Source organism: Enterobacter nematophilus, assembly GCF_026344075.1.
GTDB classification, from domain to species: Bacteria; Pseudomonadota; Gammaproteobacteria; order Enterobacterales; family Enterobacteriaceae; genus Enterobacter; species Enterobacter nematophilus.
This window is the reverse complement of sequence record NZ_JAPKNE010000001.1, coordinates 1,317,821-1,333,567: the sequence shown is the minus strand read 5'-3', so window position 1 is coordinate 1,333,567 and position 15,747 is coordinate 1,317,821. Positions and strand designations below refer to the sequence as shown.

Below are 15,747 nucleotides of genomic sequence, written 5' to 3'. Positions count from 1 at the left end.
TTGGCTATGTTAGCATGTGCGCCCATGGAATGGGTAGAAATAGACTCAAGGCTTTGTCATGAATCAAAAATCCTGGCTGCTCAACCTCAGCCTGTTGAAAACGCACCCGGCGTATCGCGCCGTTTTTATCGCTCGCTTTATCTCCATTTTGTCCCTCGGGCTGCTCGGCGTGGCCGTTCCGGTCCAGATCCAGACTATGACGCACTCCAGCTGGCTGGTGGGGCTATCCGTCACCTTAACCGGCGGGGCGATGTTTATCGGCCTGATGGTCGGCGGCGTGCTGGCGGACCGCTACGAACGTAAGAAGCTGATCCTGCTGGCGCGCGGCACCTGCGGCGTGGGCTTTATCGGGCTGTGCCTGAACGCCATGCTGCCGGAGCCGTCGCTGATTGCCATTTACGCGCTTGGCCTGTGGGACGGTTTCTTCGCCTCGCTGGGCGTGACGGCGCTGCTGGCTGCGACGCCCGCGCTGGTCGGGCGCGAGAACCTGATGCAGGCGGGGGCGATCACCATGCTCACCGTGCGCCTCGGGTCGGTGATTTCGCCGATGGTGGGCGGGCTGCTGCTGGCGACCGGCAACGTGGCGTGGAACTACGGGCTGGCGGCGGCGGGGACGTTTATCACCACCCTGACGCTGCTGCGCCTGCCGCTCCTGCCTCCTCCGCCGCAGCCGCGCGAGCATCCGCTGAAATCGCTGATGGCTGCAATTCGTTTCCTGTTCAGTAACCCGCTGATTGGCGGCATTGCGCTGCTCGGCGGCCTGCTGACCATGGCGAGCGCCGTGCGCGTGCTCTACCCGGCATTAGCGGGAGAGTGGCAGATGAGCGCCTCGGAGATTGGCGTGCTGTACGCGGCCATTCCGCTCGGCGCGGCGCTGGGGGCACTGACCAGCGGCAACCTGGCGCAGAGCGCGCGTCCGGGGTTGATTATGCTGCTAGCCACGCTGGCCTCGTTTATCGCCATTGGCTTCTTTAGTCTGATGCCGGTGTGGGCGCTGGGCGTGTTGTGCCTGGTGATTTTCGGCTGGCTGAGCGCCATCAGCTCGCTTTTGCAGTACACGCTGATCCAGACCCAGACGCCGGAAGGGATGCTTGGGCGCATTAACGGCCTGTGGACCGCGCAGAACGTGACGGGCGATGCGATCGGTGCGGCGATCCTCGGCGGGCTGGGAGCGATAATGACCCCGGTGGCGTCGGCGAGCAGCAGCGGGTTTGCGTTAGCCGTTGTTGGCGTAATTTTATTGGCGGTTTTGGTGGAGTTGCGGCGGTTCAGGCAGGAGGTTGTGTTAAACGACGGTGCGGCCTGATGCCCTTACCCCGGCCCTCTCCCACGGGGCTGAGGAATCCTAATTTTTAAACAGAAGCAATAACGTTGTTTCAGAACGATTTAAGTCTTTCAGCGACGCCCTGGTCCGGCTGTAAATCGCCGAAGCGTTTCCGTAAGGCCGGGGCGAGGCGCAGGGATGCGCCGAGAGGGCGTGGCCTGCAGGGATGCAGGCTCATGCCCGACCCGATAGCCTGAAGGAATAAGCTGAGGGTACCGCGAAGCGGCGATTTACCGCCGGGAGCCCGGGTCGCCAGGGCGGCGGCGATTGAGCCGCCCAGGCACGTTCACCGAAACAGGATTTACAGAGTAGCAAGGAACATAAAGTGAACGGAATGACCACCACTGCCGTATGTTTCCCTCACCCTAACCCTCTCCCCAAAGGGGCGAGGGGATTGTTCAGTGCTCGCATTATTTTGTGGGGATTCCTCAGCCCACGGGGAGAGGGAGGGAAAATGCCTACTTAAACAACGCATTCAATCTGTCTAACACCAACATCGCGCTGTAATAATCCAGGCGGAACGTCTCCGTTCCCAGCGCCCAGACGCGTTTGTTCTTCACCGACGGCAGATGCGCCAGCAGCGGGTTGGCATAAATCGCCTCCACGTCTTTCTGGTCGCCGGCAAAGACAAACAACCCTTCGCCGTTCAGCCCCGTCGCCAGGTTTTCCCCGCCCAACTGAATAATGTCGTGGCGTTTGCCCTGGCTTTGGGAGGTGTGCAGCCCGGCGGGCAGGTCCGCCAGCGTAAAGCCCAGCTGGTGCAGCAGCTTGCCCTGCGCGGATTCCGCGGTCCACAGGTTGGCCGAGTGCGCGGCGGCGGTGTAGACGATGGCGTTGACCGGCTGCGGCGGCAGCTTCATCTGCTGTTTCACCTGCGCGAGCTGTTTATCAAACGCGGCAATACGATCCGCGGCCTGTTTTTCCTGTCCGGTGAGGGTGCCCAGCTGCGTCAGCAGCGCCTGCCAGCTTTTGTCGTCGTAGTTAATGATCAGCGTCGGGGCGATGGCGGAGAGCTGATCGTACAGCGCCAGCGCGGAATCCCCGCCGGTGGCGCCGATCAAAATCAGGTCCGGCATTTGTGCGGCGACCGCTTCGGCGCTCGGCTCACCGATGTACAGCCGCGCCACCTTACGCTGTTTTGCAATATCCCCCCACTGGCGCAGGAAACCCTGCGCGTCCGCCACGCGGTTGTTCGGCGTGGTTGCGCCGCTGGCAATGACCGGCGCGTCAATCGCCAGCAGGGAGCCGGTTAAGGTCACGCTGGTGGAGACAATGCGCGTCGGTTTGCGCTCAAGCGTATGCACGCCGCGGCTGTCGGTGACCTGGCGCGGCCAGTCTGCGGCGGTGGCTGAGGTTAGTCCTAAAACAAAAAGTCCTGTCAAAAAAAGGGCATTGCGGCAAACGGCAGGGAATTTCACTGAGCGGCATCCTGTTTTTGTTGAAGATAATGCTTCTCATTTTCATGGTTGTGGAGAACGGATGCAAGGGTTTGTCGCACAAGTCTTTACCCGACGGTTGACAGCGGGGCGCTGTGGGATTAGGTTAGCCGACGAAAATATAAATGATAATCATTATTGCTTCTTTTATCATTTTGAGGAGGATGATATGGACACGTCCCTGGCTGAGGAAGTTCAGTACACCGCGACCGCGCTGCAATCAGACAGCTTTTTCTTTATGTCGCCTTACCGCAGTTTTACCACCTCAGGCTGTTTTGCCCGCTTCTCTGAACCTGCCGTCGGCGGCGACGATCCGGCGGGGCAGTTCCAGCAGAAATTAGCCCGTGCTTTTCGGGATGCGAAAGCCAGCGGCATCGCCCATCCGGTCATGGTAGGGGCCATCCCGTTCGATACCCGCAAGCCGTCTTCGCTGTTTATTCCGCAACGCTGGGAGACGTTTTCCCGTCCCGCGCGTCAGCAGTCCGCGCGCTATTTCTCCGGCGCGCAGGCGCTGAAGGTGGAACAGCGCATCGAGATCCCCGCTCAGCCCGTTTTTGAAGAGATGGTCGCTCGCGCCGCGTCGCTGACCGCCACGCCGCAGGTGAACAAGGTGGTGCTGTCGCGCCTGATTGATATCGCCACCGACAAAAAAATGGACAGCGGCGCGCTGATGGAGCGCCTGATCGCCCAGAACCCGGCGAGCTTTAACTTCCACGTGCCGCTGGAGGACGGCGGCGTGCTGCTCGGCGCCAGCCCGGAACTGCTGCTGCGCAAAGAGGGCAGGCACTTTAGCTCGCTGCCGCTGGCAGGCTCCGCGCGCCGTCAGCCGGACGACGTGCTGGATCGCGAAGCGGGCAATAAGCTGCTGGCCTCCGAAAAGGACCGCCACGAACACGACCTGGTGACCCAGGCGATGAAGGCCGTTCTGGCGCCGCGCAGCCATCACCTGAGCATGCCGTCTTCCCCGCAGCTCATCACCACGCCGACGCTGTGGCATCTGGCGACGCCGGTAGAAGGTGACGCGCGCGAGAACGAAAACGCCCTGACGCTGGCCTGCCTGCTGCACCCGACCCCGGCCCTGAGCGGCTTCCCGCATCAGGCGGCAAAAGAACTGATTGCCGAGCTGGAGCCGTTCGACCGCGAGCTGTTCGGCGGCATCGTCGGCTGGTGCGACAGCGAAGGCAACGGCGAGTGGGTGGTGACCATCCGCTGCGCGCGTCTTCGCGAAAATACCGTTCGCCTGTTTGCCGGCGCGGGCATTGTGCCGGCCTCCTCGCCGGTGGGCGAGTGGCGCGAGACGGGCGTGAAGCTCTCCACCATGCTCAACGTGTTTGGCCTGCACTAAGGAACGCTCATGACTATTCCCTTTACCCGCTGGCCCGAGGAATTTGCCCGCCGCTACCGTGAGAAAGGCTACTGGCAGGATCGGCCCCTGACCCACATCCTGACGGATCGTGCGGACAGCGATACGGTGGCGATTATCGACGGCGAGCGGAACATCACCTACCGCGCTTTTCATCAGGCGGTGAATAACCTCGCGTCCGCCCTTCAGGCGCAGGGACTGCACCGCGGCGAGACCGCGCTGGTGCAGCTCGGCAACGTGGCCGAGTTCTACATCACCTTTTTCGCGCTGCTGCAGATCGGCGTCGCGCCGGTTAACGCGCTTTTTAGCCATCAGCGCAGCGAGCTAAATGCCTACGCCGCCCAGATCAAACCCGCCGTGCTGATCGCCGAGCGCGACCATGCCCTGTTCGCGGGCGATGATTTTCTTAACACCTTCGTGGATGAACATCGCTCGGTTCGCGCCGTGCTGCTGCGCGGCGATAAGGGCGAACATGCGCTGGAAGCGGCGATTGCCCGCCCGGCGGACAACTTTATCCCGAACCCGACGCCCGCCGACGAGGTGGCCTTCTTCCAGCTCTCCGGCGGCAGCACCGGCACGCCGAAGCTGATCCCGCGTACGCACAACGACTACGACTACAGCATCCGCCGCAGCAACGAGATTTGCGGCATTACCGCCGAAACGCGTTATCTGAACGCGCTCCCCGCGGCGCATAACTACGCCATGAGCTCGCCGGGGTCGTTAGGCGTTTTCACGGCGGGCGGCTGCGTGGTGCTGGCGAACGATCCGAGCGCCACGCTCTGCTTCCCGCTGATTGAGCAGCATCAGATCAACGTGACGTCGCTGGTCCCTCCGGCGGTGAGCCTTTGGCTGCAGGCGATTGCCGACGGCGCGGGCAACGCGCAGCTTAAATCCCTCAGGCTGCTCCAGGTGGGCGGAGCGCGCCTCTCCGCCACGCTCGCGGCGCGCATTCCGGCGGAAATCGGCTGCCAGCTTCAGCAGGTGTTCGGCATGGCGGAAGGGCTGGTGAACTACACCGCGCTCGACGACGCGCCGGAGCGCATCATCAACACTCAGGGCCGTCCGATGTGCCCTGATGACGAGGTGTGGGTCGCGGACGAGCACGGCAACCCGCTGCCGCGCGGGGAGGTTGGGCGTCTGATGACGCGCGGTCCGTATACCTTCCGCGGCTATTTCAACAGCCCGGAACACAACGCCAGCGCCTTTGACGCCGACGGCTTCTACTGCTCCGGCGATCTGATCGCCATCGACGAGCAGGGCTACATCACCGTGCAGGGGCGCGAGAAGGATCAGATCAACCGCGGCGGGGAGAAAATCGCCGCCGAAGAGATCGAAAACCTGCTGCTGCGCCACGAGGCGGTAATCCACGCCGCGCTGGTAAGCATGGAGGACAGCCTGCTGGGCGAGAAAAGCTGCGCGTATCTGGTGGTGAAACAGCCCCTGCGCGCGGTCGAGGTGCGCCGCTTCCTGCGCGAGCAGGGCGTTGCCGAATTCAAGCTGCCGGACCGCGTGGAGAGCGTTGACGCGCTCCCGCTAACGCCGGTCGGCAAAGTCGATAAGAAACAGCTGCGCCTGTGGCTTGCTGAACGCGCCCGGGGCTGAGGAACAGAATATGGCCATTCCAAAATTAACCGCTTACGCGCTGCCAACCGCCGCAGAGCTGCCGACCAACAAGGTGAACTGGGCCTTTGAGCCGGAGCGCGCCGCGCTGTTGATCCACGATATGCAGGAGTATTTCCTGAACTTCTGGGGCGAAAACAGCGCGATGATGCAGCAGGTGGTGGCGAACATCGCCAGACTGCGTGATTACTGCAAAGCGCACAATATCCCCGTGTACTACACCGCCCAGCCGAAAGAGCAGAGCGACGAAGACCGCGCCCTGCTGAACGACATGTGGGGACCGGGGCTGACCCGCTCGCCGGAGCAGCAGCGCATCGTTGCTGAGCTGACCCCGGACGAAGCGGACACGGTGCTGGTGAAGTGGCGCTACAGCGCGTTCCACCGCTCGCCGCTGGAGCAGATGCTGAAAGAGACCGGCCGCAACCAGCTGCTGATTACCGGCGTTTATGCGCACATCGGCTGCATGACCACCGCCACCGATGCCTTTATGCGCGACATCAAGCCGTTCTTTATTGCCGACGCGCTGGCGGATTTTACCCGCGACGAACACCTGATGTCGCTCAACTACGTGGCCGGACGCTCGGGCCGCGTGGTGATGACCGACGAACTGCTTCCGTCCGTTCCGGCTTCAAAAGACGCGCTGCGCGAGCTGATCCTGCCTTTGCTGGACGAATCCGACGAGCCGATGGATGACGAAAACCTGATCGACTACGGTCTGGACTCGGTGCGCATGATGGCGCTGGCCGCCCGCTGGCGCAAAGTGCACGGCGACATTGATTTCGTGATGCTGGCAAAAAATCCTACCCTCGACGCCTGGTGGGCGCTGCTCTCCCGCGAGGTGAAGTGATGGGTTTTGATTTCACAGGTAAAACCGTCTGGGTAACGGGCGCGGGGAAGGGGATTGGCTATGCGACGGCGCTGGCGTTTGTGGACGCGGGCGCGCGGGTGACCGGGTTCGATCTGGCCTTTCCGCAGGACGATTATCCTTTTACCACCGAGACGCTGGACGTGGCGAACGCCGCGCAGGTGGGCGAGATCTGCGGTCGCGCGCTGGCGTCGCTTGAACGCCTTGACGTGCTGGTTAACGCGGCGGGCATTCTGCGCATGGGGGCGACGGACGAGCTCTCGCTGGAGGACTGGCAGCAGACCTTCGCGGTCAACGTCGGCGGCGCGTTTAACCTGTTCCAGCAGACGATGGGCCAGTTCCGCCGTCAGCAGGGCGGGGCGATTGTCACCGTGGCCTCCGACGCGGCACATACCCCGCGCATCGGCATGAGCGCCTACGGCGCGTCGAAGGCGGCGCTGAAAAGCCTGGCTCTGACCGTCGGGCTGGAGCTGGCGGGCAGCGGCGTGCGCTGTAACCTGGTGTCGCCCGGCTCAACGGACACCGACATGCAGCGCACCCTGTGGACCAGCGACGACGCAGAACAGCAGCGCATTCGCGGCTTTGGCGAGCAGTTTAAGCTCGGCATTCCGCTCGGCAAAATCGCCCGTCCGCGGGAGATTGCCGACACGGTGCTGTTCCTTGCATCCGATGCCGCCAGCCATATCACCCTGCAGGATATCGTGGTGGACGGCGGCTCCACGCTGGGGGCGTGATGATCTGGAAACGTCATTTATCGCCTGAAGAACTGAACGCCACCAGCGTGAACACCCTGGTAGCGCACCTGGGCATTGTCTATACCCGCCTTGGGGACGACACGCTGGAAGCGGAGATGCCGGTGGATGCGCGCACCCATCAGCCGTTTGGCCTGCTGCACGGCGGGGCGTCGGCGGCGCTGGCGGAAACGCTGGGCTCAATGGCCGGTTTTCTGATGACCCGCGACGGGCAGAGCGTGGTGGGCACGGAGCTGAACGCCACGCACCATCGCGCGGTCTCTCACGGTAAGGTGCGCGGCGTATGTCAGCCGCTGCATCTGGGGCGTTCGAGCCAGAGCTGGGAGATCGTGGTATTCGACGAGCAGGGGCGGCGATGCTGCACCTGTCGGTTGAGTACGATGGTGCTGGGGTAGGTCATTCAGCTGAAAGTGATCGGCTTAACACTGTGGTGTAAATCTCTGGTTTGACCACGCATTATTGCGTTTCAAAGTTGTTAAATTTTATCCGTTGTTCTAGAAACAAAATGTAACATCTCACTGTTTCACAACAACGGAAAACAACTATGAACAACTCAGGGAAATACCTTACGTGGGCGGTGCTCTCCGTTGTGGGAGCCTTTGCCCTGGGCTATATCGCCCTCAACCGGGGGGAACAGATCAATGCGCTCTGGATCGTCGTCGCCTCCGTCTGCATTTATCTGATCGCGTACCGTTTTTATGGCCGCTATATCGCGAATACCGTGCTGGCGGTTGACGGCACGCGCATGACGCCTGCCGTGCGTCACAATGACGGACTGGACTACGTGCCGACCGACAAAAAAGTGCTGTTCGGTCACCATTTTGCGGCGATTGCCGGAGCGGGCCCGCTGGTGGGGCCGGTGCTGGCGGCGCAGATGGGCTACCTGCCGGGGATGATTTGGATCCTCGCGGGCGTGGTGCTGGCGGGCGCGGTGCAGGACTTTATGGTGCTGTTCGTCTCCACCCGCCGCGACGGCCGTTCTCTGGGCGAGCTGGTGAAGGAGGAGATGGGGGCAACCGCCGGGGTGATCGCTCTGGTGGCGACCTTTATGATCATGGTGATCATCCTCGCGGTGCTGGCGATGATCGTGGTGAAAGCGCTGACCCACAGCCCGTGGGGAACGTATACCGTTGCCTTTACCATTCCGCTGGCGCTGTTTATGGGGATTTACATTCGCTACCTGCGCCCGGGCCGCATTGGTGAAGTATCGGTGATTGGCCTGGTATTCCTGGTGTTCGCGATTATCTCCGGCGGCTGGGTGGCGGAAAGCCCGACCTGGGCACCGTTCTTCGACTTTACCGGCGTACAGCTGACCTGGATGCTGGTGGGCTACGGCTTCGTGGCGGCGGTGCTGCCGGTGTGGCTGCTGCTGGCCCCGCGCGACTACCTCTCTACCTTCCTGAAAATCGGCACCATCGTCGGGCTGGCGATCGGCATTCTGATTATGCGTCCGACCCTGACCATGCCTGCGCTGACCAAGTTCATCGACGGTACCGGCCCGGTCTGGACCGGCAACCTGTTCCCGTTCCTGTTTATCACCATCGCCTGCGGCGCGGTGTCCGGCTTCCACGCGCTGATTGCCTCCGGCACCACGCCGAAGATGCTGGCGAATGAAAATCAGGCCTGCCTGATCGGCTACGGCGGCATGCTGATGGAGTCCTTCGTCGCGATTATGGCGCTGGTCTCGGCCTGCATTATCGACCCGGGCGTTTACTTCGCGATGAACAGCCCGATGGCGGTACTGGCCCCGGCGGGCACCGCTGACGTGGTGGCATCCGCCGCGCAGGTGGTGAGCGGCTGGGGCTTTTCCATTACCCCGGAAACGCTGACGCATATCGCTAATGAGGTGGGCGAGCAGTCGATCATCTCCCGCGCGGGTGGGGCGCCTACGCTTGCGGTGGGCATGGCCTACATCCTTCACGGCGCGCTGGGCGGGCTGATGGACGTGTCGTTCTGGTATCACTTCGCCATCCTGTTCGAAGCGCTGTTTATCCTGACGGCGGTGGATGCGGGAACCCGTGCGGCGCGCTTTATGCTGCAGGATCTGCTGGGGGTAATCTCCCCGAACCTGAAGCGTACCGACTCGCTCCCGGCTAACCTGCTGGCGACGGCGCTGTGCGTGCTGGCGTGGGGCTACTTCCTGCACCAGGGCGTGGTGGATCCGCTGGGCGGGATTAACACCCTGTGGCCGCTGTTCGGTATCGCCAACCAGATGCTGGCGGGCATGGCGCTGATGCTCTGCGCGGTGGTGCTGTTCAAGATGAAGCGCCAGCGTTACGCGTGGGTGGCGCTGGTGCCAACCGCCTGGCTGCTGATCTGTACCCTGACGGCGGGCTGGCAGAAAGCCTTCAGCCCGGACAACAAAGTGGGCTTCCTGGCGATCGCCAACAAGTTCCAGTCGATGATCGACAGCGGCAAGATCCCGGCCCAGTACACCGAGTCGCAGCTGTCGCAGCTGGTGTTTAACAACCGTCTGGATGCCGGGCTGACCATCTTCTTTATGGTGGTGGTTGTAGTGCTGGCGTTGTATTCTCTCAAAACCGCGCTGGCTGCGCTGAAGGTCGACAAGCCAACGGCGAAAGAGACACCGTATGAGCCGATGCCTGAAAACCTGGAAGAGATTGTGACCCAGGCGAAAGGGGCGCATTAATTTAAACAATCGCCCCTCACCCTAACCCTCTCCCCAAAGGGGAGAGGGGACTTTTAACACCCTCTCCCCTTTGGGGAGAGGGTCGGGGTGAGGGGAAATAGCGAGAAACCACCTATGTTCGACACCCTATCCAAAGCAGGTAAGTACCTGGGCCAGGCCGCCAAAATGATGATTGGCGTGCCGGATTACGACAACTACGTCGAGCATATGCGCGTCAACCATCCGGACCAGACGCCCATGACCTACGAAGAATTTTTCCGCGACCGCCAGGACGCCCGCTACGGCGGCAAGGGCGGGGCAAAGTGCTGTTAACCCTCTTTTGGTAAATAGAGGCTGATTTGCTCCTGTTTACAGCCGTAAATGGCCGCCAGCTTTTCGCGGGTGCGCTTTTGCGGACGGGAGTCCAGCGCTTCCAGCTGTGACACGGCGGACTGGCTGATGCCGAGTTTCTCCGCCACCTCCTGCTGCGACATGCCGCGCAGGATACGCCACGCGGCCTGCAGGCTGACGTTCTGCCAGGTCATGATGCTGCACACTTCTCCGGGCAATTCCACGTCATCCAGGCTATCGTGTTCGACTTCAATATCCTCCAGGTCGTCATCGGTTTCGTCGTCGATTTCCGACATCTGTAAGAGCATACGAAAATATTCGTGATAGGGAATAACGGCGTACTGCGTTTTCCCGTTATCGTCCTTGATTAGCTGTACAGCCATAGGTGGCACTCTCCTCATGCAGGTAAGTCGTTGAAGTTCTGCGCTTGACGGCCAAAACATAACAATGGTTATCGGGATCGTCCCGAAGCGTATAGATGATGCGGTAATCGCCTACGCGTAACCGGTAACGATCTTCGGTCGCCGATATTTTTTTGATATCGGGCCGGGGAGCCGAGCGGTCATCCAGCTCAGTAAGCTTTACCTCAATGCGTCGCTGATACCGCTCGTCAATCTTTGAAAACGCCTTTTTTGCACCATTGGACCAGACAATCTTCATCCGTACCTCCACTGTACGCCCACACAAAATATAAGGAAATAATAAGACTATTAGATAAATTCCGAATTTCTTATGGGGTACTGTAGAGCAGAGAAAAAACGCAGGTAAGAAGCAAAACGCAAACCGTCGAGGCGGCTCGAAAAGGCCTCTGCCGGGCGACAGAGGCTTGCAGAAAATTTGCGATCAGGCGTTCAAACCGCCGTCCACGTCCAGACCGGTACCGGAGATCTGACCGGCAGCCGGGCTGGCGAGGAAGGTGACCGCCGCCGCGATGTCTTCCGGCTGACCGTAATGACCCAACGCAATAAGCTGACGCTGAGCGTCAGCCTGTTCCCCGTCTTCCGGGTTCATATCGCTGTTGGTGGGGCCGGGGTGAACCAGGTTAACGGTAATGCCGCGCGGCCCTAAATCACGGGCGAGTCCGCGGGTAAGGGAGTTCAGTGCAGATTTGGTCATCGAGTAAACGGCAATGCCCGGCTGCGCCACGCGGTTCGCCAGACAGCTGCCGATGTTGATGATGCGCCCGCCGTCAGACATGTGCACCAGCGCTTCCTGAATGGCGATGACCACGCCTCGGATGTTGACGTTGATAAGGGCGTCGATGTCCGCCAGGGTCATGGACTCCAGCGGGCCGCCGCGCGCGATCCCGGCGTTGTTGACCAGAATGTCCAGCCCGCCGAGGGATCGCGCCGCATGGGTGACGGCATCCTGAATCGCCTGCGCGCTGGCGCTGTCCGCCTGGATGGCCTCGCCGTGCCGCCCCAGCGCCTTAATCTCATCGGCGACCGCCTGGGCTTTATCGGCGGATTTTTCATAGGTGATGACCACATCGGCACCGGCGCGCGCCAGCGACAGGGCAATCGCACGACCCAGCCCGCGGCTGGCGCCGGTAACCAGCGCCTTTTTACCTGTTAAATCGATCTGCATGATGACCTCGTTACGAGAGTGGTGAGAACCATCATTAGGTATAGCCCGTCGGCGCGATTAACGGCGGAAGGATTCCACTTTCTCAAACGCGGCGCGCAGAACCTCAGGCGTTAGCGTAACGGGTAAATAGTGAATCGACTCCACCGGGCGCAGGGTGTGGGCAATGACCCTGTCCAGCTCGTCGCGGTTATTGATGTCGACGTCCAGCTCGCGAAGCGTGGTCGGCAGGTTAAAGCGCCGGTATGCCGCCACCAGCTGTGCCAGCACGTCGTCCTGGCCGAGCAGGGCGCTCTGCACCAGAATGCCGTAGGCCACCTTGGTGCCGTGGAGGAATTTTTCCGTCTGCGGCAGCACGGTTAAGCCGTTGTGCACCGCATGCGCCGCCGCCACGCGGGTGTAGCGTTCGCCCAGGCCGCCGACCATCCCGCCGCCGGCGATAATCGCGTCCACCACGTCCCGGAACGCCTGCGTTTGCTCGCCGCGCTGCTGGTCGGCCAGCGCTTGCTCGCTGTGTTCCAGCAGCACGTCGCGGATCGCCAGCGCGCCGTTAAGGCCAAGACGCACGGTCAGCGGCAGGTTTTCCGGCTGCGGGGCAAGCACCACCGCCTCGTACCACTTCGCCAGCGTATCGCCGATCCCCGCCAGCAGGTATTCCGCCGGGGCGTTGAGGACGATCTGCGGCTCCACCAGCACCAGGAAGTTGGCGTCGTCGAAGATCTCAAACTGCAGCGCCTGCCCGGCATCGTTGTACCAGACGGAGAGCGGGGTCCACGCGGCGCAGGTGGCGGCAATGGTGGGGATGCCCACGAACGGCACCCCTAAGCGGCGCGCCACGGCCTTGACGGTGTCCATCACCGCGCCGCCGCCCACGCCAATCACCACGCTGGCATCGCTGCCGGACTCGTTCACCAGATGGGTGACGTCGCGCTCGCTGCAGTGGCCTTTAAACAGCAGGTGCTTCGCCCCCGGCGCGTTAAAGCTCTCCGGCAGGAACGGGCGCGCGCCCTCTATTGCGCGCTCGCCGTAAATCCATACCGCACGGGAAAGCTGTTCCGGGGTAAAGAAGTCATTCAGATGCGCAAGGCTTCCGGAATGAGAGAAGTAGTTCGCCGGGCCGGGCACGACGCGGATGTCGGTGTTGCTCATGGTGTTGTCCTTTTTTCGCAAGCGCTAACCCGATGTTATGTCTGGACATCCGGATGGCTAATAATATTTCGCTTTATCTTATGCCTTTTCCGTCGTTGTCAGTCAACCGGAGCTGTGAAAAATTCGATAAATCAGAAGAGTTATGAAGGATTTACGCGGATGGTTTCCAGTCGCCTTGAAATGCGCGGTATCAGCCTGGCCTTTTCCGGCTTTCAGGCGCTGTCGCGCGTGGACTTCACGCTGAACGGCGGGTCGGTGCACGCGCTGACCGGCGCCAACGGCGCGGGGAAATCAACGCTGATGGCGGTGCTGTGCGGGACGCACGACCACTATGAAGGCGAAATCTGCATCAACAACCAGCCGGTAAGCATTCGCGAGCCGCTGGACGCCAAACGGCTGGGCATCCACCTCGTGCAGCAGGAGGTGGACGTGGCGCTGATCCCGGGGTTGAGCATTGCCGAAAACATCATGCTCGACCAGCTGGCGCAGCCGGGGCACCGCTACCGCTGGCGCGACATCCGCCAGCAGGCGGGGCAGGCGCTGGCGCAGCTCGACGTTACGCTGGACGTTCGCCGCTCCATCGACGGCTGTTCGCTGGCCGAAAAGCAGCAGATTTTGCTGGCACGCGCCTTGTCCCAACACTGCCGTTTTTTGATTCTTGATGAGCCCACCGCGCCGCTGGACGCGCACGAGAGCGAGCGCCTGTTTACGGTGGTAAGGCGTTTAAAAGAGCAGGGAATCGGCGTGGTGTTTATCTCCCACCGCATTCACGAGCTGAAGGCCATCTGCGACACCTTAACGGTGCTGCGCGACGGCAGGCTGGTCGAGTCCGGCCCGATGGCGGATCTGAGCGGAGAGGAGATCGTCGAAAAGATGCTCGGCCACGTGCTGAGCGATATCTACCCGCCCGCGCGGCCGCCGCACGGCGACGAAACGCTGCTGCGGGTGGAAGGGCTGCACGACGACGCGCTGCTGAAGGATATCTCCCTGCACCTGCGCAAAGGCGAAATTCTCGGGATTGCCGGGCTGGCGGGGGCGGGGAAAACCGAACTCTGCAAGGCGCTGTTTGGCGCCACCAAAAGCCGCGCGGCGCGCGGTGAGCTGAATCATCAGGCCTGGACCCCGCGTGACCCGGCAGACTCCGTGCAGCGCGGGCTGGCGCTGGTGCCGGAGGAGCGGCGCAAGGAGGGGATTTTTATCGACGAGCCGGTGAGCATGAACCTTGCCGTGAGCGCCGATAACAGCTTTTCGCGCTGGAGCCTGTTCGGCCATCGTCAGGCGTGGCGCTGGGCGGAAGAGGTGATTGCCCGGGTCGGCGTGCGAACGCGCGGGCCGGGGCAGGTGCTGCGCCGCTTATCCGGCGGCAACCAGCAGAAGGTCGCCATCGGCAAATGGCTGCGCAACGACGCCAGCGTGCTGATATTTGACGAGCCGACCAAAGGCGTGGACGTAAAGGCCAAAACCGACCTGTTCCAGCTGATTGACGGCCTGGCGCGCGAGGGCAAAGGGGTGATTTACGCCTCCGGCGAGTTCGCCGAGCTGGTGGGACTGTGCGACCGCATCTGCGTCCTGTGGGACGGGCGCATCGTGGCGGAAATCGCCGGGGCCGAGGCCCGCGAAGAGACACTACTTTATTATTCAACCGGAGGAACGGCGTCGTGAGCAAGGCCCTTTCAGTAACGGCGGCGGCGTCTGGCCGTCAGCAACTTTTTGATTTTCTCTATAAATGGGGCATGCTGCTGACCGTCGTCGCGCTGGTGGCTATCTTTGGCCTGGCGTCGGACAGCTTCCTCGACCCGAACAACATCATCAACATTCTGCGCGCGATCGCCATCGTGACGGTGATTGCCGTCGGCGTGTCGATTTCGCTGACCGTTGGCGGGTTCGATCTCTCCGTGGGATCGACCGCCTCGCTGGCGAACGCTCTGGTGATTTCGCTTTTCGTCTGGCACGGCTTCGGTACCACCGAGTCGATTCTGATCACCCTCGCGCTCTGCACGCTGGTTGGCCTGTTTAACGCCATTCTGATCGTCATCCTGCGCATCCCGGACATGCTCGCGACGCTCGCCAGCCTGTTTGTGATCCAGGGCGTGGCGATGACCTACAGCTACGGCGGGTCGATTACCGAGAACATGGTGCTGCCGAGCGGCGACATGGCGGAAGGCACCATTCCGGCGGCGTTCAGCCTGCTGGGGCAGGTGCCGACCATCGTCATCATCATGCTGACAGTGACCCTTCTGGCGCAGCTTGGGCTGTCGCTGACCACTCATGGACGCCGGATGTACGCCATTGGCGGCAACCCGGAAGCGGCGCGCCTCTCGGGCATTCGCACCACGCGCTACAAGGTGGCGGCCTACGTCATCGCCTCGCTGCTGGCGGGGCTGGGCGGGATTTTGCTGGCCTCGCGCATCGGGTCGTCGCAGGTGAACGCGGGCGGCGGGTATCTGATGGACGCGGTGGCGGCGGCGTGGATTGGCTTCTCGCTGGCCGGGTCCGGCAAGCCGAACGCGCTGGGGACCCTGGTGGGAGCGGTCATTCTCGGCGTGCTGTCGAACGGGCTGGTGATGCTCTCCGTGCCGTATTACGCCATGGACATTATAAAAGGGCTGGTGCTCGCGGTGGCACTGGCGATCACCTACATACAAAAACGCTGACAACACAACGGGATAAAAAA

15 protein-coding genes are annotated in these 15,747 nt (G+C 61.9%); 10 read left to right on the top strand and 5 right to left on the bottom strand.

Annotated elements, in window-relative coordinates:
- The first annotated feature begins 58 nt into the window (after window positions 1–58).
- The gene (entS, locus tag OSH03_RS06355) at window positions 59–1,306 is read left to right on the top strand and encodes an enterobactin transporter EntS (RefSeq protein WP_151413882.1); all 1,248 of its coding nucleotides are present in this window, start codon (window positions 59–61) and stop codon (window positions 1,304–1,306) included.
- Window positions 1,307–1,782: 476 nt separating this feature from the next.
- On the opposite strand, the gene fepB is transcribed toward entS, so the two are convergent.
- Window positions 1,783–2,742, bottom strand: a complete 960-nt coding sequence (gene fepB / locus OSH03_RS06350; RefSeq protein WP_061098918.1) for a Fe2+-enterobactin ABC transporter substrate-binding protein — start codon at window positions 2,740–2,742, stop codon at window positions 1,783–1,785.
- Between the two features lie 187 nt (window positions 2,743–2,929).
- Between fepB and entC the strand changes: the two genes are divergently transcribed.
- The 7 genes from entC to OSH03_RS06315 all read left to right on the top strand — a co-directional run bounded on the left by entC (window position 2,930) and on the right by OSH03_RS06315 (window position 10,322).
- Window positions 2,930–4,105 (top strand): isochorismate synthase EntC, encoded by a 1,176-nt coding sequence (gene entC / locus OSH03_RS06345; protein WP_266178561.1) that lies wholly within the window; start codon window positions 2,930–2,932, stop codon window positions 4,103–4,105.
- Window positions 4,106–4,114: 9 nt separating this feature from the next.
- Window positions 4,115–5,725, top strand: a complete 1,611-nt coding sequence (gene entE / locus OSH03_RS06340) for a (2,3-dihydroxybenzoyl)adenylate synthase EntE (protein ID WP_266178560.1) — start codon at window positions 4,115–4,117, stop codon at window positions 5,723–5,725.
- 10 nt (window positions 5,726–5,735) lie between these two features.
- Window positions 5,736–6,590 (top strand): isochorismatase, encoded by an 855-nt coding sequence (locus OSH03_RS06335; RefSeq protein WP_266178559.1) that lies wholly within the window; start codon window positions 5,736–5,738, stop codon window positions 6,588–6,590.
- A complete protein-coding gene (gene entA / locus OSH03_RS06330; RefSeq protein WP_277614559.1) occupies window positions 6,590–7,342 on the top strand; it encodes a 2,3-dihydro-2,3-dihydroxybenzoate dehydrogenase EntA in 753 nt (250 codons plus the stop codon). Before OSH03_RS06335 ends, entA begins: the two co-directional genes overlap by 1 nt.
- Window positions 7,342–7,755, top strand: coding sequence for a proofreading thioesterase EntH (gene entH / locus OSH03_RS06325; RefSeq protein ID WP_116341260.1), 414 nt, complete (start codon window positions 7,342–7,344; stop codon window positions 7,753–7,755). Before entA ends, entH begins: the two co-directional genes overlap by 1 nt.
- A 149-nt stretch (window positions 7,756–7,904) precedes the next feature.
- Window positions 7,905–10,010 (top strand): pyruvate/proton symporter CstA, encoded by a 2,106-nt coding sequence (gene cstA / locus OSH03_RS06320; RefSeq protein ID WP_266178557.1) that lies wholly within the window; start codon window positions 7,905–7,907, stop codon window positions 10,008–10,010.
- Between the two features lie 114 nt (window positions 10,011–10,124).
- On the top strand, window positions 10,125–10,322 hold the full coding sequence (locus OSH03_RS06315; protein ID WP_006809671.1) for a YbdD/YjiX family protein: 198 nt from the start codon (window positions 10,125–10,127) through the stop codon (window positions 10,320–10,322).
- Here OSH03_RS06315 and OSH03_RS06310 read toward each other — a convergent pair.
- The 4 genes from OSH03_RS06310 to OSH03_RS06295 all read right to left on the bottom strand — a co-directional run bounded on the left by OSH03_RS06310 (window position 10,319) and on the right by OSH03_RS06295 (window position 13,073).
- Window positions 10,319–10,723, bottom strand: a complete 405-nt coding sequence (locus OSH03_RS06310; protein WP_032670385.1) for a helix-turn-helix domain-containing protein — start codon at window positions 10,721–10,723, stop codon at window positions 10,319–10,321. The genes OSH03_RS06315 and OSH03_RS06310 overlap by 4 nt on opposite strands.
- Window positions 10,695–11,000: a type II toxin-antitoxin system RelE family toxin gene (locus OSH03_RS06305; protein WP_253541190.1), complete on the bottom strand. Its 306-nt coding sequence runs from the start codon at window positions 10,998–11,000 to the stop codon at window positions 10,695–10,697. Before OSH03_RS06305 ends, OSH03_RS06310 begins: the two co-directional genes overlap by 29 nt.
- A 183-nt stretch (window positions 11,001–11,183) precedes the next feature.
- Window positions 11,184–11,927, bottom strand: coding sequence for an SDR family NAD(P)-dependent oxidoreductase (locus tag OSH03_RS06300; RefSeq protein WP_266178556.1), 744 nt, complete (start codon window positions 11,925–11,927; stop codon window positions 11,184–11,186).
- A gap of 57 nt (window positions 11,928–11,984) precedes the next feature.
- Complete coding sequence (locus tag OSH03_RS06295; RefSeq protein WP_266178555.1) at window positions 11,985–13,073, bottom strand: oxidoreductase; 1,089 nt, start codon at window positions 13,071–13,073, stop codon at window positions 11,985–11,987.
- Window positions 13,074–13,232: 159 nt separating this feature from the next.
- Here OSH03_RS06295 and OSH03_RS06290 point away from each other — a divergent pair, with 159 nt between their 5' ends.
- Window positions 13,233–14,735 carry a sugar ABC transporter ATP-binding protein gene (locus OSH03_RS06290; RefSeq protein ID WP_266178554.1) on the top strand — a complete coding sequence of 501 codons (1,503 nt, stop codon included), beginning with the start codon at window positions 13,233–13,235 and terminating at the stop codon, window positions 14,733–14,735.
- Entirely contained in the window at window positions 14,732–15,727 is a 996-nt protein-coding gene (locus OSH03_RS06285; protein ID WP_266178553.1) for an ABC transporter permease, read from the top strand. Before OSH03_RS06290 ends, OSH03_RS06285 begins: the two co-directional genes overlap by 4 nt.
- The last annotated feature ends 20 nt before the right edge of the window (window positions 15,728–15,747 follow it).